General features: G+C 59.5%; 1 protein-coding gene. It reads left to right on the top strand.

Annotation, left to right across the window (positions count from 1 at the left end; genetic code table 11):
• The first annotated feature begins 16 nt into the window (after nucleotides 1-16).
• Nucleotides 17-151: an SDR family oxidoreductase gene (locus SB717_RS37490; protein WP_410908206.1), complete on the top strand. Its 135-nt coding sequence runs from the start codon at nucleotides 17-19 to the stop codon at nucleotides 149-151.
• Nucleotides 152-257 lie beyond the last annotated feature (106 nt).

Genomic DNA, 257 nt, shown 5'->3' on the forward strand with positions numbered 1-257 from the left:
GCGACGCGTGGCGGAAATGGAAAACCGCATCCCCATGCGTCGCTTCGGTACCCCGCAAGAGGTGGCCAAGGTGGTGGCCTTCCTGCTGTCGCAGGATGCGTCCTACATGACCGGCCAGGTCATGGTGGTGGATGGTGGCCTGGTGACCTGAGCTGTCGGGTGAGCACTTACCGGACTCAAGTGCCGACGCGCTACTTTGATTTTTTCGGAGCCTATCAATATGACAATGGATGCCAGACTTGAGGGCGTGCAGCTGG

It is taken from the genome of Priestia sp. SIMBA_032, from assembly GCF_046535215.1.
Taxonomy (GTDB): domain Bacteria; phylum Bacillota; class Bacilli; order Bacillales; family Bacillaceae_H; genus Priestia; species Priestia aryabhattai.